Origin of the sequence: Pseudoalteromonas distincta (genome assembly GCF_000814675.1) — a bacterium.
Taxonomy (GTDB): Bacteria; Pseudomonadota; Gammaproteobacteria; order Enterobacterales; family Alteromonadaceae; genus Pseudoalteromonas; species Pseudoalteromonas distincta.
The window spans coordinates 44459-66703 of record NZ_JWIG01000017.1 but is presented as its reverse complement, the minus strand read 5'-3'; the positions used below and the strand labels follow the sequence as shown (position 1 = coordinate 66703).

The following is a 22245-nucleotide window of genomic DNA, read 5'->3' as shown; positions in this document are numbered from 1 at the left end:
TTGGCATCAAACTGGGGAGATGAGGCACTGGCTGATACCAGCAAGGCCCGACTTACAGTATGAAATCATCTCCAGCGCAGGTAAAAATGACCATATCATTGAATTGAAAACCACAAAGCATGCACAAAAAAACTTTCCCGATGTTCCTGAAACAATTAAAGCGAGATTAATCAGCAAAACAATAAAGGGCAAAAGCTACCGTATATTAACCTCGATGACGGATAGATTGCGTTATCCAGGTAATGAAATTGTTGAATTATATTGTCATCGTTGGGAGATAGAACTTGGGTTTAGAGAAATCAAACAAACCATGCTTGATAGCGCATACCATTTAAGAAGTAAGCGTCCAGACATGGTGCGTCAGGAGCTATGGGCCGTGTTACTCGCCTATAATTTAATACGAAGAATAATGACGATGGCGGCGACAGTCACAGGGATATGGCCTAACCAGCTTAGTTTCTCTAGCAGTTCGATGGCTGTCATTCAGTATTTCTCGTCAGTATCTATAATGAGCCCAGGGAACATTCCAATACACTGGCAGCACTTACTCGATACACTGGTCTTATTTAAGCTTCCAGCTAGACGAGAGGATAGAAGATATCCCCGATGGGTTAAGCCAAAACCATCTAAGTATCCCCATAAAAAGAAAGATGCCAGTCAGCTTAACTGACTGGCATTAGAGCCTTGGCTCCTTTTTTTTATACTCATATTCCAGTTTAAAATAACCTACTGACGATTAATTTTAACTGCAAATGGCGTATCGTTATAATGTGTAGAGCGATACGGGTTTATATCAAGCCCGCCGCGACGAGTATAACGCGCGTAAACCTCTAACTCTTTAATATTAAGTTGTGTTGTTAAATCGCTATAAATACGTTCAACACACTGCTCATGAAATTCGTTATGTGTTCTGAATGAAATTAAGTAACGCAATAACGATTCGCGACATATTTGCTCGCCTGTGTATCGTATAATTACACTTGCCCAGTCAGGCTGGGAGGTAATTAAACAGTTCGATTTAAGTAAATGGCTGTAGAGCGTTTCAGTAACTACTTCATCACTTTTTGCTTTAAGTGAATTAGCATCAATATCGTAATTATTAATTTCAATATCTAAATCATCAATACATTCACCAGGCAGCGCTGTACACGGTAAGCAATTGTAATCATCAGGATTATATAAAGTCACTTTGACAGGGCTGTTAACTGCGTTTGATAAATCATCAATTAAATGCTGTTTTACTACATCAATGCTTTCAAATCGGGTTTGGTTAAAGCTATTTAAATAAAGTTTAAACGACTTTGACTCAATAATATGGCTGCTTTGGCATTCAAAGGTAAATAAGGCTACGGCAACTTGCGGTTTACCTTTATTGTTTAGCCATGAAAGCTCGTAACCTGTCCAAATGTCTTGGCCTTTAAATGGAAGCTCTGCTTCGTCAATATTTAAAGCATCACGATTTAGTTTGCGCGCAATAGGGAAAAGCAAGCTTGGCGTGTACACATCTACATACTCAGTAGATTGGCCTAATACGCTACCTTTAAGGTCTGGAGAATTGCTGTAATCTGTCATGTTTGCTCTTAAATAGTTACAATAGGGACATTATATCTAATTTAAATGAGTTTCACAGTATGTCTGTTGCATTGCTTATAGAACAACTTCATCAAACATTTAGCGAAAATACCCTTAAAAACACTACAAAGTACCCACTTATTGCGCACGACGAGCAATGGCCAAGCCCATGTGAAGTTGGTGAGGTTGACGAGCAAGGAAACATTCAATGGCAGGGCGCGCGTCAGCAACCTGCAGGTTCGCTTAATGATTTAGCCAGTGCACTTGAGCTTAATTTCCCAAAAGAGCTTAGCGAGCTATACGGACATATGTACGGTGGAAGTATTTTAGCAAGTATTGATGGGCATCAAGTTGAATTACTACAAGCATGGAACGAAGAAGACTTTAATTTGCTACAGCAAAATATAACGGGCCACGTTTTAATGAAACGCAAGCTCAAGCAGCCAGAAACAGTATTTATTGGTTTAACAGATCAAGATGATTTACTAGTAAGTGTATTGGTGCACACTGGTGAAGTATGTTTAGAGTTTGTCGGCAAAAAAACACACCATGTACTTGCACCTAACATTAATGCTTTTTTAAAGGCATTAGAGGTTTAAAACGTATTTAATAAATCAGCTTAGCGTCATCACTAAGCTGATTATAAGCGCTCATTAAAGTGGTTATTGAAAATCCCACGATATATTAGACACTAAGCCACATGGCTCACACCTAAAGTCGAATAACCCAAACCACGATTCAGGTAATTTCCAGTCGCCATTACAACTAGGGCATTTTCGTTCAAGTTCAGACGCTTTATCTACGCCGCCTACACGGTATAAATAATAGTAGGTTGGCTTTTTAGTTAAAAAACTAATTCGCTTTGTTATGTCTTTTCCACGTCTATACAGGTCGCTTTGAATACTCGATATTTCTTCAAGCGCCGGAAACTCACAACGGGTTGCGCCATTAATTTGAATTTGATCGCATGCTTGCCAATCTTCTTGCCATTTTATAAGCGTTTTATAGTCACCATTAGCAATTGCCGGAATACGAAATAGCGGCACAGGCAAAAAGTCATCACCACAATAAAGCGGGCTGCACGTATGCACATAGGTTGTATATAAAATATAACTTGATGGTTCTTTGCAGCAATCAGCACCGTTGGAGTGAATATCTTGTCCAATCACTTTTACTTTTGGCGCAAGTAGCCCAGCACTATGTAACTTTTCGATACTGTGCTTAACAAACGGGCTGTTATTTAGCGGGTGCATTGCATCTTCAGTAGGGCACATTACGCGGGTAATAAAAAATCCATCTTTTAAAACGGTTGGAAACTCTTCCCCCATTATTTGACCATTAAAACGCAGTGCATTTACTAAGCGATTTATTGCTTGTTCGGCTTGTTCTAGGGTGGTGTCTTGGTAGCAATCAAAAGTTAAATCAACAACGAACATTTATAGTCTCAAATTATTTTTGTTCTAGCAGCGCAAGAAGTTTATCGAGTTTTTGCTCAATTCTATCTAATTGACTTGTTTTAAGCTCAGTATTATCTGACTGCTGTGGGTTTCTCATGAAGTTATTAATTGAATCAGGATTGTTTTTATATTGGCTTACTGCTGCAATAATCATCGGCATTGGAACCGGTTGCGCCAAACGGCTTTTAGTTAGTGCTACAGTAGGGGTTTTGCCTTCATCGAGAAGGGCTTTGATTGCATCAAATACAACTGAATTCATTAGATATATAACTCTTTAATAAAATAAATACGCAGCATATAAATGCTGCGCAGATGCTATGTTAGCAATAAATAAGGGAGGGTACATTAAATAAAATTACTTACTTTGACGAATGCGTACATCTAACTCGTCAATTACTTCACTCCAATCTCCGTCTTGTGCAAGGGATTCAGCTAAAAAGTGCTGTTGTGCCTCATCCCAAAAAGAAGCTTCTTGGAGTAATGTTGTGTCTTCTAATTCATGTGAGGCAATAAATGCATCTATTTGCTCATCACTATTTGGTAATCCAAGCTGTGCAAAAAGTGTGTTAATGTCGTGTTTTGTCGTATCCATGATATTGCTCCTTTAAATGAATGAAAATTCATACTAGTACCTAACTGTACCTCCTGCTAGTTAAACTCTCGCTGAATTTACGGTTAATAATTTTAGGTATATAGTTAGGTTTAAAGTTAAACAGCCTATAGCTAAAATAATAAAGGAAATACAATGAGTGTAACCACACCAGTTGATACGTTCAGCGTACAGTATTTAGCTGCAGAAGATATTAGTACTGCAGCAAGCCTAATTTATCAGGCTTATCATGACGATCCTGTATTACTAAACATGCTTAGCTACAATGACGAAAATAAATCAGTTTACGAAAAAAAATTACGATCATTAATTCGCGAAGAGCTCAGTAGTTTTTGGCAAGAAAAACAGCCATTAATTGGTTTATACCGCAACGATAAATTAAAAGCAGTAGCGTGTGTATTTGAATCTAATAGCCAATTACAAGCGCAGCGTTATTGGCACTGGCGTTTAAAATTAATGCTGAGTGCGGGCTACTTACAAACAAATCAATTAATAGATAAAGAACAAACAATTAGAGACGCCCTTAAACAAAAAGGCAATTACTATTTTTTAGCTTTTATTGCCGTAGACCCACATTTTCATGGACAAGGCTTTGGTCGTTACTTACTACGCGGGCTTGACGACTTAGTTAAATGTAACGCTGAGTCAACAGGGATGGCTGTATTTGTAACACGTAAGGAGCACATTGAATTTTTTAAAACTGAAAAATTTGAAGCATTTAAACACCTTACTTTTAACCAAGTAGAGGGCGAGTTACTGTTTAAATCAATAATCGAGCCAGCTATTTAAAATTATAATGTAAGCCAATGCGCCCAAACGGACATAAGACCGTGAGATATATCTCACACCATCGTAAGCATTGTCACTTAAAGGTTACTAATAAGTAGCCTTTTTTGTTCTAAGTTATTGTTCTGCAGTGTTTATTTTGTTTTTTCATTTTTGTGACGTTTATTTATTTAATGTTAAGTCCTATTTCTCCCCCCTGATTGCTTTAAACTTCTCATTGTCAAGACGACATAGCTCAATGATTGAGTTACTGCCAAGGATACGGAATAGGCAACATAGCAGACGCTAGCAGGAAGCATAAAGGACAAGCTAAAACGGATACAAGGAAGAATAAGGAAGTGCATGAAGCACTTAGTAGCTAGGAGTTACTTTAGGATAATCACGGATGACGCTACAGGAAGTAGCAGGAGCGTTAGTTTACGCAGGACAGCCAAGATGGCAAGTGGACATTGCAGGATGCAAAAGTGGCAGGAGCTACTTTAAAGAATTACCAGGGATGATGCTACGGGACGTAGCCAAACGATAGATTTCGTGGGTTTGCCAAGATGGCTATGGATATTGCAGGATGCAAAAGTGGCAGGAGCTACTTAAAAGGATTACCAAGGATGATGCTACGGATGTAGCCAAACGATAGATTTCGTGGGTTTGCCAAGGTGGCTATGGATATTGCAGGATGCAATGTGAGGGTAAACAAGGTTGTTTACTCGTTCAGGGGATGATAATACGGATTTAAGATAATGGATATCTAGCAGGATGCAGTCCAATTGGGGCGTAACTTTAGTTACGCCTTAGTTTTTTGTGTTGAATTAAATTTATTAATTTAAGACACATACTCTTAAAGTATATTAAGTTTTATATTTTATGGGGTGGAACAACCACACTTTTCAAAAACTCATTTTCCATAATTAACACACCTTGATAAGCATTTTCACCGTCGCTTGAAAATTCAAATATAAATTCACTTTTAATGCCTGGCTTGCCGTTCTTTAAAAAACCAAAGCGGCGTTTTGTGCATGCAACACTCATCAACTGCACCTGCAGTTGCTCACTTTGACGTTTAGCATGAACGTTCGCCGCTTCAGCAACCTTTCGGTTAAGCCAAAATAAGTAAATTACACTACCAATAAGTATGAACGTCCATAAACTTGCCATTTAAGAGAATAACCTTCCAATTGCACGCGCGAGGGTTTCGCTACGATTTTCTTTACGTAATAAGCCTAATAAATGCGGGCGAATAGTCGGTATTGCAACTAAGTCAGCAAAAATACTTGGAAACAATTCTTCAATTTTTTGATGATGCGCGCAATTATCCATAAATACATGTAAGCGTTCAGGGTTTTCTAATTGCTTAAAACACCGCCCAGCTATTGTTAGTAACACGTCAGAGTCGTGCCTCACTGGTGAGCTTAGTACAGTATCAACTAATTGAGCGCATAACCCTTGAGCTTGACCTTTTGAAATTGATCTTAGTGCTGCGGTTATAGCCACTGTGTCGTTGTTACTAATTGCACCCTGCGTGTAATCAACAAGTAACTCACTCATTGATGTTGGTATTTCAACGTGTTCAAGCATGGCACTGAGTGGTTGTAGTACTTCAATAGGTAAATGCGCCCATGCTTTTTGCAGATTACTTAAGTTTGTATCGCTGTCTAAGCGTAGTGCAAAATCGGCAATACCCTGTAGTGCAACACTTTGCCAATTATCAAAACCAATTTTACCGCTAAAGTACAGTTGTGCATGCTCGTAATACTGCGATGCAGGCTGTTTTAATAGTACTTTTACTTGGGCGTTAAATGCCGCTAATTTATTTGCGTTTGGTGTAAAAACATAAGGGTTATTATCAAGTTTTCCATCGGCTTGCTCACCTGTAATTTCAGTGCCTAGCGCTTGAATAACCATATCAGCAAAGTGATCGCGACTAGCACTTACCAGCATACTTTGCTCATCAAGTGGAAATTTTAAAAACCATACATACGGTTCTTTACTGGCTTTAGTATCCCAAAATTGAATAGCGAGCCATGCATGACCAGCAAGTGGATAAGGGTAAGGCACTTGAGCTTGTTCAATAGCTAAAAATTGTTTTTTATCAAGCTTAGTAATGTGCCTGCCAATATCAAAAGCACGCCACTGAGTACCCGCACCATCTAAAAGCTGACCTAATGTAGCTATTTGATCACTCATTGTTTTCTCAACTGTTTTTACTGCAAAATTACATTAATTATACGTCATAGCCGCCTATGAGGGAACAGGGTATAATTGCATTACATATATAAAAGAGGGTGGTTATGTACCAGCAAACCCAAACTTATTTAGTGCAGCTAACGGCACTTTTACAAAAACACGCGCTTTGGCAAAGTGAGCCAATAGACGCTGAGGCACTGCTTTCAAATACTCCTTTTTGTCACGATACAATGGCGTTTGAGCAGTGGTTACAGTTTGTATTTATTGAAAAAATACAGCAATTAATAACACATAGGCAACCACTGCCGCGTAACTTTGCTATTGCCCCTATGGCGCAAATGACACTTGTGAATAAAGCCGGAAGCGATGAAATAATTGAATTACTAACAGCCCTTGATACCTTTTTAGGAGAACCAAATGAGTGAGCGTCCAGCGCCTATTGAATATGGCGAGCTGACTATTTTGTATCAAGATGAAAACTATGTGGCTATAAATAAGCCTTCAGGTTTATTAGTGCATCGCTCGTTTTTAGATAAACACGAAACCCAGTTTGCTATGCAAATGTTGCGCGACCAGCTAGGGCAACATGTATTTCCAGTACATAGGCTCGATAGACCTACGTCGGGCGTATTACTGTTTGCATTGAGCTCGGAAGCTGCTCGCGATATGAACCAGCTATTTATTGAAGGTACCATTGCTAAGCGCTATTTAGCCTTAGTGCGCGGTTTTGCACCAGAGTCAGTATTTTTAGATAAACCGCTTAAAGAAGAACTTGATAAAATAGCCGATAAGTTTGCAGATCAAGATAAAGCACCGCAAGAAGCGCAAACCCAGTTTAATTGCTTGCACCAAGCTGCATTGCCTATTCCTATTGGTAAGTATCCAACAGTGCGTTACTCGTTAGTTGAGTGTTTTCCAAAAACCGGGCGCAAGCATCAAATTCGCAGACACTTAAAACATTTATCACTGCCTATCATTGGTGATGTAAATCACGGTGATAACCAGCATAATCAATTTTTTAGGGATCATTTTGAGCTAAGACGCTTAATGTTATTTGCAACAGAGCTTAGTTTTGTGCACCCTTATAGTAATGAATCAATAACAATTAAAGCGCCACTAGGTGAAGACATGCTTGAAATATGTAAGCAGCTAGGTTGGCCAGAGCAAGAAAAGGATTATTAATGGCACATATTAGTATTTTTGTAGGCAGCGTTAATGGCGGTGCAGAGCGTTTAAGCGATGAAGTTGCAGCCACAATAGAGCAAGCGGGTCATACTGCTACAGTAATTACTGAAGCATCACTTGATGATATAAAAAATGCATCGCATATTTTAATTGTTACCTCCACAACAGGCCAAGGTGATGTACCGAGTAATTTGGCAGGATTGTACTTTGCAATGAATAGCACTTTCCCAATGCTTACCGATAAACCGTTTGGTGTAATTGCAATGGGTGACAGATGTTACGGCGATACATTTTGTGGCGCAGGGCGAAGCTTTGACGAGCTACTACGCGATTTACAAGCAAAGCCTGTGGGCAACCGCCTAGAAATAGATGCATGTGAAGATTTTGAACCATGGCCAGTAACCGAGCCTTGGTTAAAAGTATGGCTAGAAAAACTACCTGCTTAATCCTTAACTTTAAGGTATTAAAAAAGGAGCGCATGCGCTCCTTTTTGCTTTTAATATAGTTTTATAAATTAACTACTTCTGACATCTACTTTAAGTTTTAGCTTTTGGCCAGGTTGTAAGTATTTTTGACCGGCTAAATTATTCCACTTAATAATTTCGTTAACGCTTAGATTAAACTTAGACGCAATACGTGCAAGTGAGTCACCACGGCGTACTTTGTATGTAATAGTACGGTTGGTGCTTGCCGTTGCTTGTGGTTTATTAGCTGACTTATACACAGTTAGTTTTTGATTTAGGCGCAATACAGAGTTTTTCTTTAGTTTATTCCATTTAGCCAACTCATCCATAGTTACGTCATATTCGCGGCTAATATCCCATAACGTGTCGCCACTTTTAACTGTGTGCGAAAGCTTTGTGCGAGTTGCTTTATTAGCAGCTAAACGCATCTGCTTTGGTAAATGCTCGCTATTTATAGCGCCATCAGTAAGCGGGACTAATAACTCTTGGCCTACTTTAATCGTATTTGATTTGAGTTTATTAAGCGATCGGATTGCACTTGAGCTTGTTGTAAACTTTTTGGCAATTACCGATAAGCTGTCGCCTCGAGCCACAATATAACGCTGCCAGCGTAATCTGTTTTTAACATCAGTGTTTGCTAGTTTTTGGCTAAATTCCTCTGCTTTATCAACAGGCAATAATAAAGAATGAGGGCCATTAGGATCAGTTGCCCAGCGGTTAAAACCAGGGTTTAATCTGTATAGCTCAGTAAGCGTCATATCGGCCATATCAGCAGCAAGTGCTAAATCTATTTGCGAGCCAACATCAACCACTTCAACCACTTGTGCATTAATTACTGGTTGCCATGTAACGTTAAAATCATCTGAGCGTTTTAATAAATCGGCAAGTGCTAATAACTTTGGTACGTAGGCTGTTGTTTCGCTTGGTAAATCAAGAGACCAAAAATCGGTAGGTAAATGCTTTTTACGATTCTTTTTAATCGCGCGCATCAAGCGCCCTTCACCTGAATTATAAGCAGCAATCGCGTTAAGCCAATCGCCTTCAAGTGTTTTATGTAAATACGATAAGTAGTCAAGTGCTGCGCGAGTCGACTGCACTATGTCGCGACGACCGTCGTACCACCAGTTTTGTTTCAAATCGAATCGCTCACCTGTTGCAGGCATAAACTGCCAAATGCCCGATGCGCTGCGATTAGAATAACCAAACGGGTCAAATGCGCTTTCTACAATAGGCAGTAGTGCAATTTCGATTGGCATTTCGCGCTTTTCTACTTCTTCAACAATAAAGTGTAAGTAAGGTTCTGCACGTTTAGAAATACGATCTAAATAGGCTTGGTGGCGAGCGTAATAATTACGCTCAGTAACAACAGGGCGATTTTGCGGTATTTCGATAGAAAGTTGGTAGCGAATTCGCTCCCACACATCATCAAACACGGGCGCTTCTTGCTCATCAGAGTCAACTTGCTGATATTGTGCGTTTACCATCAATGCATTGTTAATGTCGTTAGGACTTGCGCCTTCGAGTTGTTGGTTTGCTTGCGTGGCGACTTGAGAGTCTGAGTCTAGAGTTGTCAGTGTTTGACAACCACTTAGCGCTAACGCCAAGGCTACTAATAGGGGAGATTTATTCATAAATACCAATACATCGGGTAAAAAACTCGGCGAATACTACCTGTTATGAGTTAACATTGCCACTTAATGACATTTTAAAACGCAGAAATAGAATCATCACTATATCTTAAGTTAATGATTCTAATAAAATAAATATTAAAGTATTAGTTTGTGCATTAAAAATTGTCTTTGAACTGTCTCAGACTCGCAAAGTTTCCCCAAGGTTCATTGTTTTTTGTAACCGAGATAAATTTCTCGGGCACTAACTCTATAATGGTTGGCAAATCGCTACGCATAAATGGATTTATTTTTAGCTCCTGTCCAATAGAGGTAGGTAGAGAAATTTGATCATTACTGCGTAATTCATCTACTTTTTTACTGTACGCAAGGAGTTCTGGATTGCGTGGTTCAACTGCTTTGGCAAAGGCAAGATTAGCTTGCGTGTATTCGTGTGTGCAATACACAACACAGCTTGCAGGCAGCTCTCTTAGTTTATTAAAAGATTTCCACATTTGCTCTGGCGTGCCTTCAAATAAGCGCCCACATCCGCCGCTAAATAATGTATCGCCTGTAAAAGCAAGTTCATCATTTGTGTAACAAATATGATCAAGCGTGTGCCCAGGGGTTGCAAAAATAGTAAAGTTAATATTAAGCACACTGATGCTTTGTCCATCAGTGAGTGCGTGAGTGACGCCTTTAAATGGACTATTTGCAGGGCCATAAACCGATATATCTGGATAGGCGTCAACTAATTCAGCTACGCCATCAGTGTGGTCGTAGTGATGATGCGTAATTAAAATGCCACCAAGCGTTAGTTTGTGCTCAGCTAAGTACGTTAGTACGGGATGTGCTTGACCTGGATCGACTACCCATGCTTGGTTACTGTTATCGGTAGTTAAACACCAAATGTAATTATCAGAAAAGGCTTTAATTGCTTTGACTTGCACCATGGTAAATTGCTCTATAAAGTGACACTTATCGCATAGTATAACGAGCTCAAAAAATGAAACCAGCCCTTAGTTTTCAAGAAGGACCCAAACCACTGTCGTGGCAGCAGTTTCCTCATGGGGATTATTTACGCACAGATATTGAACGTAAAATGGAGCAATGGCTTCCGCGTATGTTTGGCTATCATATGCTTAAGTTGGGTAATTTAAGTGGCGAATTAAACACAAGTATAAGTACGATTAAACACCAGGTGTGTGTTGCAGAGCCTGGGCCTTACACCGGGGTAGTCGCTGACATAGATGAATTGCCATTTTACGAGCACAGTATTGATGCTTGTATACTAAGCCACTGCTTAGAGTATCATTCAGACCCACATCACATTTTACGAGAAGCACATCGCACGCTTATTCCGGGCGGTTATATACTAGTGACTGGTTTTAACCCGTTTAGTTTGTGTGGGCTTGCACAAATGCTGCCTTTTAGTGGTCAGAAATTACCATGGACGGGGCGCTTTTTTACCCCTGCGAGGGTTAAAGATTGGCTAAATTTATTGGGTTTTGAAATTGTAAGTGACGAACGTTTTATTTATTCATCACTGGCAAGAGGTAACAGGTTATCAAGATTTGAGTTTTGGCGGACTTTTGCAAAACAGTATTTAAAACCAATGGGCAGTGTTTATATGCTGGTGGCACGAAAAAGAGTTGCGCCACTTACGCCAATAAAACCTAAGTGGCATGCTAGGCCGCAATTTGCACCAGTAAAAGGGGCAGGGCTTAGACAAACATCAAAGCAACACTTTAAATCGTGCGAGCAAAAAAATAATACCAATTGCATTAAATAAGTGAGCTATTATAGCGCTAAGAAAATAGCACATTAACAAGGCGAAAATTGTGACATATAGTTGTTCTATATGAATAATTTTTAACGCAGTTAGTGAGTTATTTAATGCGATAGAATGAACATGTTTTTAATAAAATTGGTATAATAACTAGCTTAGAATAAATTTAAGGCTGGTAGCCTACATCTTCTAGTAAATCTTTACTGCCAGCGGCATCGCGGGCTAAATCGTCAACTATTTCGTTGTATTTATTGCCGCTATGCCCTTTAACCCACTTCCAAGTTACATTGTGCTCGCTACAGGCTTTATCTAGGCGTTTCCATAAATCGACGTTTTTAACTGGCTTTTTAGCTGATGTTAACCAGCCACGTTTTTTCCAGTTAGTGATCCACGATTCAATGCCTTGCTTAACATATTGGCTATCGGTTGTTAGGTTTACTTCGCATTCTCGAGTGAGTGATTCTAGGGCTACAATAGCCGCGAGCATTTCCATTCGGTTATTTGTTGTGAGTTTATAACCTTGGCTCATTTCTTTTTCGTGGCCGTTATAAATCATAAAAATACCATAACCGCCGGGGCCTGGATTACCTAAACATGAGCCATCGGTGTAAATCTCTACGGTTTTTTGCACTGTTTTACCTTGATCTTATGTACAATAAAGTGATTATAGAAAGATACCAGAATCAGGCTAAATTCGATATGGCACGTAGACAAATAGTTTTAGATACAGAAACCACCGGCATCGACCCTAAACAAGGGCACCGTATTATAGAAATTGGGTGTGTGGAGTTAGTAAATCGCCGTTTAACAGGCAATAATTTTCACGTTTATATAAACCCACAACGGCCAAGTGAAGAAGAAGCAATCGACGTTCACGGTATCACTAACGAATTTTTACGTGATAAACCGTTATTTCATCAAATTGCCCAAGAGTTTTTCGACTATATTGAAGGGGCAGAGTTAGTTATTCATAACGCACCGTTCGATGTTGGTCATATGGATAATGAATTTGCACTACTTAATCAGGGCTATCCTAAAACAGAGACTTTTTGTCAAGTTCTCGACACGCTTAAAATGGCGCGTGACTTGCATCCAGGTCAAAAGAACAATCTTGATGCATTATGTCGTCGTTACGATGTAGATAACGCAAAGCGAACACTTCACGGTGCGCTACTGGATTCTGAAATTTTAGCCGATGTTTACCTTGCCATGACGGGTGGTCAAACAAAGCTGAATTTGAATCAAAACAAAGATGACGGCAGCGAGCAACAGAAAGGCGGTATAAAGCGTTTAAATAGCGATAGAGCCCCATTAGTTGTATTGCGAGCAAGCGACGCTGAGCAAAGCGCACACGAAGCACGATTAGATCTTGTAAATAAAGAAGGCGGCCAATGTATATGGCGCGCTGAATAAGGCGATTTAATGAAAACGATGTATTTTGTAACAGCGTTATGTGCCGCTAGTTTATTTACTGGCAATGCATATGGCGTAAAACAAGTAGAAGTGCTCAAGCGCGATGGGCATCAAAATGAGATCCCTTTACTTGATAATCGTTTTCGCATAGATAGCAAAATAGATGAAATAACACTGCTGTTTTTTAGAAAATCAGGTGCACCTGCTGTTATTTTAGTGCGGCCCGATGGAAGTAAGTACTTTGCTACTGACTCAGTTAAAAACCCTAACTTAGATTGGTTTGACGAACTCAGCTACGATTTAGTTACCATAAAAAAACCTATGGCGGGTCCTTGGCAAGTAATAGGCAGTGTTTTGCCCGATAGCAGAATAGTTGTATTAGGCGAAATATCTCTTGAGGCAGAGCCTCTTCCTTCAATGTTGTTTAGGGGGGAGACAATAAAAATCACCGGGAAAATACTAAACGACGGTGAGCCAATTAACACAAACCTATTTAGGGATGTTGTGAGCCTTAATGTTGACTTTGTAAGTACCAACAATGAAAACTTTGCTAACTTTGGTGCAGGCATTCAAGAAGTAGCGGAATTTAAAGACGATGGACGTGGATTTGATGAGCGCCCTAAAGATGGTGTGTTTACCGGCGAGTTTACTTTAGATTTTCCTGCGGGTGAATGGACACCAGAGCTTTACGTGGCAACACCTCTGCTGCAGCGTCGCATTGTGCAAAATACAATAGAAGTGCACGAGCCACCTTTTGTAACCGAAGTCGCGTTAGCAGAGCAAGACACAGACGAGCATCTGTTAACTATAAATATAGACCCAAGTATCGTTAAGCCAGAAACAGTCATCATCCAGGGAAAAATCTACTATCCCAATAACGAAGAGCAAATGTTTACCATAGATGCCGCTGCTAAAGACTCACGTCAGCTTAGTGTTAAAAATTATGATTGGGGTAGATATAGTGTTGAACTGTCTGTTTTTGGCACTAATATTAATGGTCGTGAATTCATGGCAACGCTGCCAACGTATAAATTTGAGATAGAACGACCCATAGAAGCGGTGCCCGAAATTGATCCGGCAACGATTATTACACCAGATAAAATGATTGAGAGTGAACCTGCTGAAGAAAAAATGGCCACATCAACAATTATTAGTTTAATTGTAGGCTGCAATACGCTCATTTTATTACTCGGATGGTTGTTAATTCGTATATTTGTTCAGAAAAAACCGATTAAATTTAAAGTTAAGCTGCCTTTTTTAAAGAAAAAGAAAACAAGTGAAGGTGGTGTTGCCGACACTGAAAAAAATCAAGTCGGTAAAAATGGCTCAAAAAATGACAGATCAGGTGAAATTTTAAACCTTTCGATGACAGATGACTAAAAAACCTATAAAAAAACAAAAAAGCCCTTGACGAAATAGGGGTTGGTTCGTATTATTCACGCCGCTGTCAGGGAGACCTAAACAGCAACGAAAATATGGAGTGGTAGTTCAGTTGGTTAGAATACCGGCCTGTCACGCCGGGGGTCGCGGGTTCGAGTCCCGTCCACTCCGCCATTTTCATAAAACTTGTAAGTAAAAGCTGGAGTGGTAGTTCAGTTGGTTAGAATACCGGCCTGTCACGCCGGGGGTCGCGGGTTCGAGTCCCGTCCACTCCGCCAACACTTACACAACGTATGGTTGTAAAACATATTCTTATTATGGAGTGGTAGTTCAGTTGGTTAGAATACCGGCCTGTCACGCCGGGGGTCGCGGGTTCGAGTCCCGTCCACTCCGCCAATAAGAAAAAATAACAGTTTAAATATGCGCTGGAGTGGTAGTTCAGTTGGTTAGAATACCGGCCTGTCACGCCGGGGGTCGCGGGTTCGAGTCCCGTCCACTCCGCCAACTATTTAAACAACGTTATATTACAAAATTTGTATGCTGGAGTGGTAGTTCAGTTGGTTAGAATACCGGCCTGTCACGCCGGGGGTCGCGGGTTCGAGTCCCGTCCACTCCGCCAACAAATTAAGTAATAACAAGTATAATGATATCTCTGCGGAGTGGTAGTTCAGTTGGTTAGAATACCGGCCTGTCACGCCGGGGGTCGCGGGTTCGAGTCCCGTCCACTCCGCCATTTGATATCATGATTAAAATTAGTAAGTGCATTACCCCATGCACATACCACTGCGGAGTGGTAGTTCAGTTGGTTAGAATACCGGCCTGTCACGCCGGGGGTCGCGGGTTCGAGTCCCGTCCACTCCGCCACTTGTTATTTCCTCAATAACAAGCTTATAAAATCATTGATTAAATAATTTAGTAAAACATTCTTTGGCTATCAGCTATCAGCTATCAGCTATCAGCTATCAGCTATCAGCTATCAGCTATCAGCTATCAAATACATTCCTTGCACGAACCTGCTTATATTCCTTATTGTATCAATACCTATATCAATCTACCGATGCTCTGGTTAAGTGCTTGTGCATTGCGCTGTATCCCTTCTTTCGTAACTTTGAAACTTTTACCGCAGTTAACTTAACGCCAGGTTTAACCCCAATTCGCTTAATTAAGTAATCTATTTTGATGTAAGAAAAGCATGTCGATAATAAGGAATAATTCGTTATTTAGTTGTTTTCGGCAAATGATCCTGCATTGCTCTATCTCCTGCATTCATGCAGTCGTATATCAGAGACTTTTAACACTGCTAGGCAGGCTCTAAGTATTATTGCTAATTGGTATAGTCATTAACTTTATAGTGTTGTACTTGTAGAGCTCTTGAGAGGGTTTAAGTTTTTACAGGAGTATAGTGATGAATTAAGGGTATTTAATCAATACAGAGCTTTTAGGGTTGGTTAGATGTCAGAGCCGCCTGTTATACCAAGCTGTATAATTATTTAAACAATCTAACGAATTAAACTACTCCATCACGTTGTTAAAACTTTTTATTGTGCACAAAAAAGCCAGCACGTTATATGCTGGCTTTTGGTCTGTAAATGCTTAGCTTAGTTAAGCAGCATCAGCTTCTTTTTTAACGCTATTACGTGCGGCTTTGCCTGCAAGTAAGTCAGCAGGGTCGAAGTCATCAACGTTAATAACATCTAAACGAGATTGCTCAACAGCAGCTAGTTTATCAGCCTCTGCTTGGCTTAATATGCCTGCTTCAAGCCCCATTTGCGCTACCTTATCAAGCTGGAAGAATGGCAGTTTAAGGCCTTTCTCTTTACATACTCTTTCAAATAATGGCTCAACGTCTAGGATGTCTTTAAGCGTTTGCTCTTGACGACCTACAAGGTTAAGCGGCTCATTTTTTAAGTATACGTAGCTTGCTAAACGGTTACGCGTTTCACTAGGTACTTGTAGTAGTTGCGCAAGTTTATGCTCAAGTTGGTCAGTTGGTTTACGAACAGGGCGACCAAACGGGAATAACAATACTTTTAACACGGCACGTAGTGGAGCCGAAGGCATGTTATTAATTAAATCAGCAAGTGCACGTTGGCAATGGTAAAGGTGATCTTGGCAACTCCATTTTACTAGAGCAAAATCTTCTTTTTTACGGCCTTCGTCGTTGTAACGCTTAAGCGTTGCAGACACTAAATATAAGTAACTAAGTAAGTCACCTAAACGTGCTGAAATACGTTCTTTACGTTTTAGTGAACCACCAAATACTGCCATGCTAATGTCAGACATAAGAGCAAGTGATGCACTAAAGCGTGACGCTATACGGTAAAATTCAGCAGTTTCGTCGTTGTACGGCACACTTGTAAAACGAGCGCCGGTAAGTGCAAGCCATTTAGTACGTACAAGGTTCGACATAGTAAAACCAATGTGACCCATTAGCGCTTTATCAAATACGTTAAGCGCTTCTTCGCGGTCTTCAATTTCGCACGCACCTAGCTCGGTAAGTACAAATGGATGACAGCGAATTGCACCTTGACCATAAATAATCATATTACGGGTCAAGATGTTTGCACCTTCAACGGTAATGGCAATAGGTGCACCTTGATAGCCACGACCTAAATAGTTATTTGGCCCAAGCATGATGCCCTTACCGCCAAGTACATCCATTGCATGAATAGTTGCATCACGCATTTGCTCTGTAAGGTGGTATTTAATAATGGCAGAAACTACCGATGGCTTTTCGCCTAAATCAACCGCACCCGTAGACATACTAACCGCAGCATCAGAGCTGTAAGCGTAACCAGCAAGTTTTGCTAGTGACTCTTCAACACCTTCCATTTTACCAATAGGTAAACGGAACTGACGACGAATACGGCTATACGCACCCGTTGCAACGGCGATCATTTTAATGCCACCGGCAGAATTTGACGGCAATGTAATTGCACGACCAACCGATAAACACTCAACCAGCATGCGCCAGCCTTGACCAGCCATATCTGGACCACCAATAATATAATCAAGTGGTACGAAAATATCTTTACCGCGAGTAGGACCATTTTGAAATGGTACGTTTAGCGGGAAATGTCGACGACCAATTTCAACTCCAGGAGTGTCCGTTGGAATAAGTGCACAGGTGATGCCTGGCTCTTTATTGTCGCCAATTAGGCCATCTGGATCTTGTAACTTAAACGCAAGACCAAGTACTGTAGCCACTGGGGCAAGTGTAATGTAACGCTTATTCCACGTTAAACTAACACCCACAACTTCCTCACCATTCCATTGCCCTTTACATACCACACCGTAGTCTGGAATTGAGCTTGCATCAGAACCCGCTTCTGGCGAAGTTAATGCAAAACATGGAATTTCTTGACCGCTCGCTAGGCGCGGTAAGTAATGATCTTTTTGCTCTTTTGTACCATAGTGTTGTAATAATTCACCTGGGCCTAAAGAGTTTGGTACACCAACAATTGACGAAAGTAATGTTGATTTACTTGTTAGTTTTTGAAGTACACAAGACTGTGCAAATGCAGAAAACTCTAAACCGCCGTATTCTTTTTTGATGATCATGGCAAAGAATTTATTATCTTTTAGATATTGCCATACATCTTGAGGAAGGTCGGTTAGTTCGTGCGTTGCTTCCCAATCGTCCAACATGCTACATACTACTTCAACAGGGCCATCAACAAAGGCTTGCTCTTCAATAGTAAGTTTAGGAACTGGGTATTGGTGAAGTTTTTTCCAATCTGGGTTACCGCAAAATAAGTCAGCTTCCCACCACGTCGTACCGGCATCAATAGCTGATTTTTCAGTATCAGACATGCTTGGCGTTACTTTTTTAAACGTAGCAAAAATAGGCTTGATGATATATTGCTGACGAAGGCCAGTAACAGAAAGAGGAACCGCGATGATCAAAAAGATCAACCAGCTAATTAAACCAAATGCACCCGCAAAGGTACCAATTAATAAAGTTATAGCCGAAACACCAAGTGCTGTGTTCCAACTTGCTCTGTGGTAAACCGCAGTGCAAAGCAACGCGATTAGAACCAGTGTAAATATGAGTGTCATTTTTATTCCTTAATAGAGGTCAGACCACCTCACTTAGAGTAGCGCTAGTAACAGTAATTTTCAAGTACATAACGATGTTAAATTGTAGTAGAAAGTAACTTAAATACGATATTTGATTACCCGACAGAGGAACACTCAATAACTATCGTATAGTCAAAGCATTAACCGTAAGTAGTGTTAACGTAAAAATAAATAAATCTAATAGCAAAATGACAATTTTTAAGTAAGTATAGCCGTTATAGCGGGCTGCAAATTAGTGTACGCTTAATACACAAATATAACGCTATTTATTTTAATGTATGGTTTTTAAGGGTTATTTTATTAATGTGTGAATTACTTGGCATGTCAGCCAATGTGCCTACCGATATTTGTTTTAGTTTTTCAGGCCTTTTAGAGCGTGGTGGTAATACAGGTCCTCATAAAGATGGTTGGGGTATTACATTTTACGAAGGTAAAGGCTGTAGAACCTTTAAAGATCCTGAGCCGAGTTATCAATCTGAAATTGCAAAGCTCGTTAAAGCATACCCCATTAAAAGTGTCTCGGTTATTAGCCATATTCGCCAAGGTAATCGCGGGCGAGTATGCCTTGAAAATACTCATCCTTTTACGCGAGAGTTATGGGGGCGTGAAATTACTTACGCTCATAACGGGCAGCTATCTAATTATCATGATTTAAAACCGCAGTACTATCGCCCAGTGGGTAACACCGATAGCGAACTCGCTTTTTGTTGGTTGCTTGATAAAATTCGCGAAAAATACCCAAAGCGTCCAACTAATATGGCGTCGGTTTTTAGATACGCGGCTAAGCTTTCGCAAACTCTGCGTGAAAAAGGGGTGTTTAATATGTTATTGACCGATGGGGTGTTTGTTTTAGCGTATTGCACTAATAACTTACACTACATAACGCGCCGTGCGCCTTTTGGTAAAGCAACGTTGATTGATGCCGACATGGTGGTTGATTTTCAACAAGAGACCACACCAAACGATGTAGTAACAGTTATAGCTACAAGGCCTTTGACGAATGATGAGCGCTGGCAAAAAATGGAGCCTGGGGAATTTGCATTGTTTAAAATGGGTGAGCTAATTTAGCCCACCTATTTTAAATATTAGTTTAACTTAACTTAACTTTGGTTTAATTAAATTTAGTTAGCTTCTTGAGGTTGCTCTGCTGTTGCAGGCGCAACAGCTGTAGGTGCAGTAACAGTAAATGAATTCATTTGAACTTCAAACTGCTCCATACCTTTTTCACCTTTCCACATACGTACTAGCATGTAATCCATTTCTGGCGCAAACCATGCAATTGCTTGGCGTTTATCGTTATCGTATAAACGCTTCACTTTAATGGCTTCTACATTACCGATAGGTAGGGAGATCATCTCTTTTTCAACAACTTCAAAGTTGTAGTCGCGGCGGTTACCTTTTTTGTCTATGAGCGGGAATGAAAAGCTTGTTTCGCCTTTTTTCAATCCTTCGCGCACTTGCACTTGGTACGAAATAGCATCCTGAAATTCATCAGTCCATTCGCATTTAAGTGGGTATTCACTAGCGCTGCTAGTCACTACTTTGTTTGTTGTATCAAAATCAATTTTGTAATCTTTATCTGGGCCTGTCCCTGTACGAATCATGTTGTAATGATGCGGGGTAACCTTGCCATCTTTAAAGGTAAACTTTGATGTTTCTTCACGAGAGTCAGAGAAAATCATCCACTCAATATTGCTGTGGTATGTAAGTTCATAAGTATCGTCGCCCGTTTTTTTGAGCTCACGAACAGCCTCACCATGATTTTTACCTTTGCGTAAAATATCGTAATTAGCTTGATACTGGGTCAATTCGCCTGCAATTAGGCTAGTTGGAAGTAAAGCGCCCGCACATAACAACAGGGCACTTATTTTTTTATTGTGGGTAGTGCGCGCCGTGTGCAGGAAGTTGTTTTTTGTCAAGAACTGCATAATCTGCTTCCATAGTAAGTCTGTGTTCACTGAACCACTTGACCACCAAAGGATAAATTATATGCTCTTGCTCATGCACGCGTTTTGCTAATGTTTCTGCTGTATCATCCTTGAGTACAGGTATTTGCGCTTGAAGAATAACGGGACCGCCGTCTAACTCTTCAGTAACAAAGTGAACACTTACGCCATGAACATCGTCTTTTGCATCAATTGCTCTTTGGTGGGTATTCAGCCCCTGATACTTAGGCAACAAAGATGGATGAATGTTCAACATTTTTCCAACATATTTTTGCACTAAGCCAGGAGTAAGAATACGCATAAACCCAGCTAATACAACTAGATTTGGCATAAAAGAGTCGATAACGTTCATTAATTGCGCATCGTACGCTTCGCGCGAGTCAAAATCTTTATGACTGAGCACTTTTGTAGCAATACCTGCTTGTTTTGCACGCTCTAGGCCATAAGCGTCTGCTTTATTACTAATAACAGCCGCTATATGCCCGTTTATCTCGCCACGTTCGCAGGCATCTATGATGGCTTGTAAATTAGAGCCACTACCTGAGATTAAAACTACCAGACGAGTCGGTGCCATTACTTAGCACCACCTACAATTTCAACTTGCTCTTCGCCAGCTGCTGCATCTTGAATTTCACCAAGGTGCCATGCATTTTCGCCCAAGTCTTTTAGCATTGTTAAGCTTTGCTCAAGTTTGTCTGCAGGGACTACTAAAACCATGCCTACACCACAGTTAAATGTACGGTACATTTCGTGTGTAGTAATATTGCCGTTTTCTTGTAACCAATTAAAAATTGGTGGCCACTGCCAGCTATCACCTTTAACTACAGCTTTTGCTGAAGCGGGTAATACACGTGGAATGTTTTCCCAAAAACCGCCGCCAGTAATATGCGAAAGCGCATGTACGTCAACGTTTTTGAATAACTCAAGTAAAGGTTTTACGTAAATACGAGTAGGCTCAAGTAAAGTTTCGCCTAAAGTTTTACCTTCAAAGTCAGCGCTGGTATCAGCTTTTGACACTTCAAGTACTTTACGAATTAAAGAGAAGCCATTTGAATGAGGGCCGCTTGATGCAAGTGCAATAAGCTGATCGCCTGCTGCTACTTTTGTGCCATCAATAATTTTTGATTTTTCTACAACGCCTGTACAAAAGCCTGCCATGTCGTAGTCTTCACCATCATACATACCTGGCATTTCAGCTGTTTCGCCACCAATTAGGGCACAACCTGAAATTTCACAACCTTTGCCAATACCTGTAACTACGTCAGCTGCTGTGTCTACATCTAGTTTACCAGTTGCATAGTAATCTAGAAAAAACAGGGGTTCAGCACCTTGAACAATTAAGTCGTTTACACACATTGCAACTAAATCAATACCAACCGTATCGTGTTTTTTTAAGTCGATTGCTAAACGTAGTTTAGTACCAACGCCATCTGTGCCTGCAACTAATACTGGTTGCTTGTAGCCTTCAGGAATTTCGCAAAGTGCGCCAAAACCACCAATTCCGCCCATTACTTCAGGACGACGAGTTTTTTTAACTACGCCTTTAATACGCTCAACAAGTGCATTACCAGCGTCGATATCTACGCCCGCGTCTTTATAGCTTAGAGACTGTTTTTGTTCGCTCACAGGTTTTCCTCAAAATAGTTGTTTTGGGTTGCTTAGAAACGCGCGTATTTTACAACAATTGCAAGGTCGCGGCTAGCGTAAATGTAATTTTGAAATAATTAACAAGGACACTTGTCCGCTGTTTGTTGTTTAAATAAACAAAAAAACGC

The 22245-nt window shown here is 40.3% G+C and carries 23 protein-coding genes and 7 tRNA genes; 17 read left to right on the top strand and 13 right to left on the bottom strand.

Features of this window, described 5'->3' with window-relative positions:
• A partial coding sequence (locus tag QT16_RS12090) for an IS4 family transposase (RefSeq protein WP_039486429.1) occupies nucleotides 1-670 on the top strand: 670 nt, incomplete at its 5' end.
• A 56-nt stretch (nucleotides 671-726) separates the two neighbouring features.
• Here the strand turns inward: QT16_RS12090 and queF are convergent.
• Entirely contained in the window at nucleotides 727-1572 is an 846-nt protein-coding gene (queF, locus tag QT16_RS12085) for an NADPH-dependent 7-cyano-7-deazaguanine reductase QueF (RefSeq protein ID WP_039488544.1), read from the bottom strand.
• A gap of 59 nt (nucleotides 1573-1631) precedes the next feature.
• On the opposite strand from queF, the gene syd reads away from it, so the two are divergent.
• Nucleotides 1632-2171 (top strand): SecY-interacting protein, encoded by a 540-nt coding sequence (gene syd / locus QT16_RS12080; protein ID WP_039488543.1) that lies wholly within the window; start codon nucleotides 1632-1634, stop codon nucleotides 2169-2171.
• 63 nt (nucleotides 2172-2234) lie between these two features.
• On the opposite strand, the gene QT16_RS12075 is transcribed toward syd, so the two are convergent.
• From QT16_RS12075 to QT16_RS12065, 3 genes are all read right to left on the bottom strand, one after another.
• Entirely contained in the window at nucleotides 2235-3008 is a 774-nt protein-coding gene (locus QT16_RS12075) for a Zn-ribbon-containing protein (protein WP_002958242.1), read from the bottom strand.
• Between the two features lie 13 nt (nucleotides 3009-3021).
• Nucleotides 3022-3288 (bottom strand): hypothetical protein, encoded by a 267-nt coding sequence (locus tag QT16_RS12070; RefSeq protein ID WP_007378199.1) that lies wholly within the window; start codon nucleotides 3286-3288, stop codon nucleotides 3022-3024.
• Between the two features lie 96 nt (nucleotides 3289-3384).
• Entirely contained in the window at nucleotides 3385-3621 is a 237-nt protein-coding gene (locus tag QT16_RS12065) for a DUF2789 domain-containing protein (protein WP_002958240.1), read from the bottom strand.
• Between the two features lie 153 nt (nucleotides 3622-3774).
• Between QT16_RS12065 and QT16_RS12060 the strand changes: the two genes are divergently transcribed.
• Complete coding sequence (locus tag QT16_RS12060; protein ID WP_039488542.1) at nucleotides 3775-4428, top strand: GNAT family N-acetyltransferase; 654 nt, start codon at nucleotides 3775-3777, stop codon at nucleotides 4426-4428.
• 849 nt (nucleotides 4429-5277) lie between these two features.
• Here the strand turns inward: QT16_RS12060 and QT16_RS12055 are convergent.
• Together QT16_RS12055 and QT16_RS12050 are read right to left on the bottom strand one after the other, a co-directional pair.
• Complete coding sequence (locus QT16_RS12055) at nucleotides 5278-5577, bottom strand: DUF3301 domain-containing protein (RefSeq protein WP_002963032.1); 300 nt, start codon at nucleotides 5575-5577, stop codon at nucleotides 5278-5280.
• The gene (locus QT16_RS12050; RefSeq protein ID WP_039488540.1) at nucleotides 5578-6606 is read right to left on the bottom strand and encodes a DUF3549 family protein; all 1029 of its coding nucleotides are present in this window, start codon (nucleotides 6604-6606) and stop codon (nucleotides 5578-5580) included.
• A gap of 104 nt (nucleotides 6607-6710) precedes the next feature.
• On the opposite strand from QT16_RS12050, the gene QT16_RS12045 reads away from it, so the two are divergent.
• From QT16_RS12045 to QT16_RS12035, 3 genes are read left to right on the top strand one after another with little or no spacing between them, the layout of a single operon-like run.
• Nucleotides 6711-7031: a YqcC family protein gene (locus QT16_RS12045; RefSeq protein ID WP_002963030.1), complete on the top strand. Its 321-nt coding sequence runs from the start codon at nucleotides 6711-6713 to the stop codon at nucleotides 7029-7031.
• Nucleotides 7024-7788 carry a tRNA pseudouridine(65) synthase TruC gene (gene truC, locus QT16_RS12040; protein WP_039488539.1) on the top strand — a complete coding sequence of 255 codons (765 nt, stop codon included), beginning with the start codon at nucleotides 7024-7026 and terminating at the stop codon, nucleotides 7786-7788. The genes QT16_RS12045 and truC overlap by 8 nt, the downstream gene beginning before the upstream one ends.
• A complete protein-coding gene (locus QT16_RS12035) occupies nucleotides 7788-8237 on the top strand; it encodes a flavodoxin (protein ID WP_010553680.1) in 450 nt (149 codons plus the stop codon). The genes truC and QT16_RS12035 overlap by 1 nt, the downstream gene beginning before the upstream one ends.
• A gap of 68 nt (nucleotides 8238-8305) precedes the next feature.
• Here the strand turns inward: QT16_RS12035 and QT16_RS12030 are convergent, their stop codons facing one another.
• Nucleotides 8306-9886 (bottom strand): LysM peptidoglycan-binding domain-containing protein, encoded by a 1581-nt coding sequence (locus QT16_RS12030; RefSeq protein ID WP_039488538.1) that lies wholly within the window; start codon nucleotides 9884-9886, stop codon nucleotides 8306-8308.
• Nucleotides 9887-10041: 155 nt separating this feature from the next.
• Nucleotides 10042-10815: a hydroxyacylglutathione hydrolase gene (gene gloB, locus QT16_RS12025; protein ID WP_039488537.1), complete on the bottom strand. Its 774-nt coding sequence runs from the start codon at nucleotides 10813-10815 to the stop codon at nucleotides 10042-10044.
• A gap of 53 nt (nucleotides 10816-10868) precedes the next feature.
• Here gloB and QT16_RS12020 point away from each other — a divergent pair, with 53 nt between their 5' ends.
• Nucleotides 10869-11654 (top strand): class I SAM-dependent methyltransferase, encoded by a 786-nt coding sequence (locus tag QT16_RS12020; protein WP_002963022.1) that lies wholly within the window; start codon nucleotides 10869-10871, stop codon nucleotides 11652-11654.
• 163 nt (nucleotides 11655-11817) lie between these two features.
• On the opposite strand, the gene rnhA is transcribed toward QT16_RS12020, so the two are convergent.
• Nucleotides 11818-12282 (bottom strand): ribonuclease HI, encoded by a 465-nt coding sequence (gene rnhA, locus QT16_RS12015; protein ID WP_024606536.1) that lies wholly within the window; start codon nucleotides 12280-12282, stop codon nucleotides 11818-11820.
• Between the two features lie 68 nt (nucleotides 12283-12350).
• Between rnhA and dnaQ the strand changes: the two genes are divergently transcribed.
• The 9 genes from dnaQ to QT16_RS11970 all read left to right on the top strand — a co-directional run bounded on the left by dnaQ (nucleotide 12351) and on the right by QT16_RS11970 (nucleotide 15308).
• Nucleotides 12351-13064: a DNA polymerase III subunit epsilon gene (gene dnaQ, locus QT16_RS12010; RefSeq protein ID WP_024606537.1), complete on the top strand. Its 714-nt coding sequence runs from the start codon at nucleotides 12351-12353 to the stop codon at nucleotides 13062-13064.
• Nucleotides 13065-13073: 9 nt separating this feature from the next.
• On the top strand, nucleotides 13074-14444 hold the full coding sequence (locus tag QT16_RS12005) for a TIGR03503 family protein (RefSeq protein WP_039488536.1): 1371 nt from the start codon (nucleotides 13074-13076) through the stop codon (nucleotides 14442-14444).
• A gap of 97 nt (nucleotides 14445-14541) precedes the next feature.
• A tRNA-Asp gene (locus tag QT16_RS12000) sits at nucleotides 14542-14618 on the top strand.
• A 27-nt stretch (nucleotides 14619-14645) separates the two neighbouring features.
• Nucleotides 14646-14722 (top strand) — tRNA-Asp (locus tag QT16_RS11995).
• 41 nt (nucleotides 14723-14763) lie between these two features.
• Nucleotides 14764-14840: transfer RNA gene (locus tag QT16_RS11990), tRNA-Asp, on the top strand.
• 31 nt (nucleotides 14841-14871) lie between these two features.
• Nucleotides 14872-14948 (top strand) — tRNA-Asp (locus tag QT16_RS11985).
• Nucleotides 14949-14986: 38 nt separating this feature from the next.
• A tRNA-Asp gene (locus QT16_RS11980) sits at nucleotides 14987-15063 on the top strand.
• Nucleotides 15064-15100: 37 nt separating this feature from the next.
• Nucleotides 15101-15177, top strand: a tRNA-Asp gene (locus QT16_RS11975).
• A gap of 54 nt (nucleotides 15178-15231) precedes the next feature.
• Nucleotides 15232-15308, top strand: a tRNA-Asp gene (locus QT16_RS11970).
• Nucleotides 15309-16046: 738 nt separating this feature from the next.
• On the opposite strand, the gene fadE is transcribed toward QT16_RS11970, so the two are convergent.
• A complete protein-coding gene (gene fadE, locus QT16_RS11965) occupies nucleotides 16047-18503 on the bottom strand; it encodes an acyl-CoA dehydrogenase FadE (protein WP_002960075.1) in 2457 nt (818 codons plus the stop codon).
• Between the two features lie 324 nt (nucleotides 18504-18827).
• Between fadE and QT16_RS11960 the strand changes: the two genes are divergently transcribed.
• Nucleotides 18828-19592, top strand: coding sequence for a class II glutamine amidotransferase (locus QT16_RS11960; protein WP_039488535.1), 765 nt, complete (start codon nucleotides 18828-18830; stop codon nucleotides 19590-19592).
• Between the two features lie 53 nt (nucleotides 19593-19645).
• On the opposite strand, the gene QT16_RS11955 is transcribed toward QT16_RS11960, so the two are convergent.
• Genes QT16_RS11955 through purM form a run of 3 tightly spaced genes read right to left on the bottom strand, consistent with a single transcriptional unit; the run spans nucleotide 19646 to nucleotide 22096 of the window.
• Entirely contained in the window at nucleotides 19646-20380 is a 735-nt protein-coding gene (locus QT16_RS11955; protein ID WP_039488534.1) for a DUF3108 domain-containing protein, read from the bottom strand.
• A gap of 16 nt (nucleotides 20381-20396) precedes the next feature.
• On the bottom strand, nucleotides 20397-21044 hold the full coding sequence (purN, locus tag QT16_RS11950; RefSeq protein WP_002959994.1) for a phosphoribosylglycinamide formyltransferase: 648 nt from the start codon (nucleotides 21042-21044) through the stop codon (nucleotides 20397-20399).
• Nucleotides 21044-22096: a phosphoribosylformylglycinamidine cyclo-ligase gene (gene purM, locus QT16_RS11945; protein ID WP_002959993.1), complete on the bottom strand. Its 1053-nt coding sequence runs from the start codon at nucleotides 22094-22096 to the stop codon at nucleotides 21044-21046. Before purM ends, purN begins: the two co-directional genes overlap by 1 nt.
• Nucleotides 22097-22245: the final 149 nt, after the last annotated feature.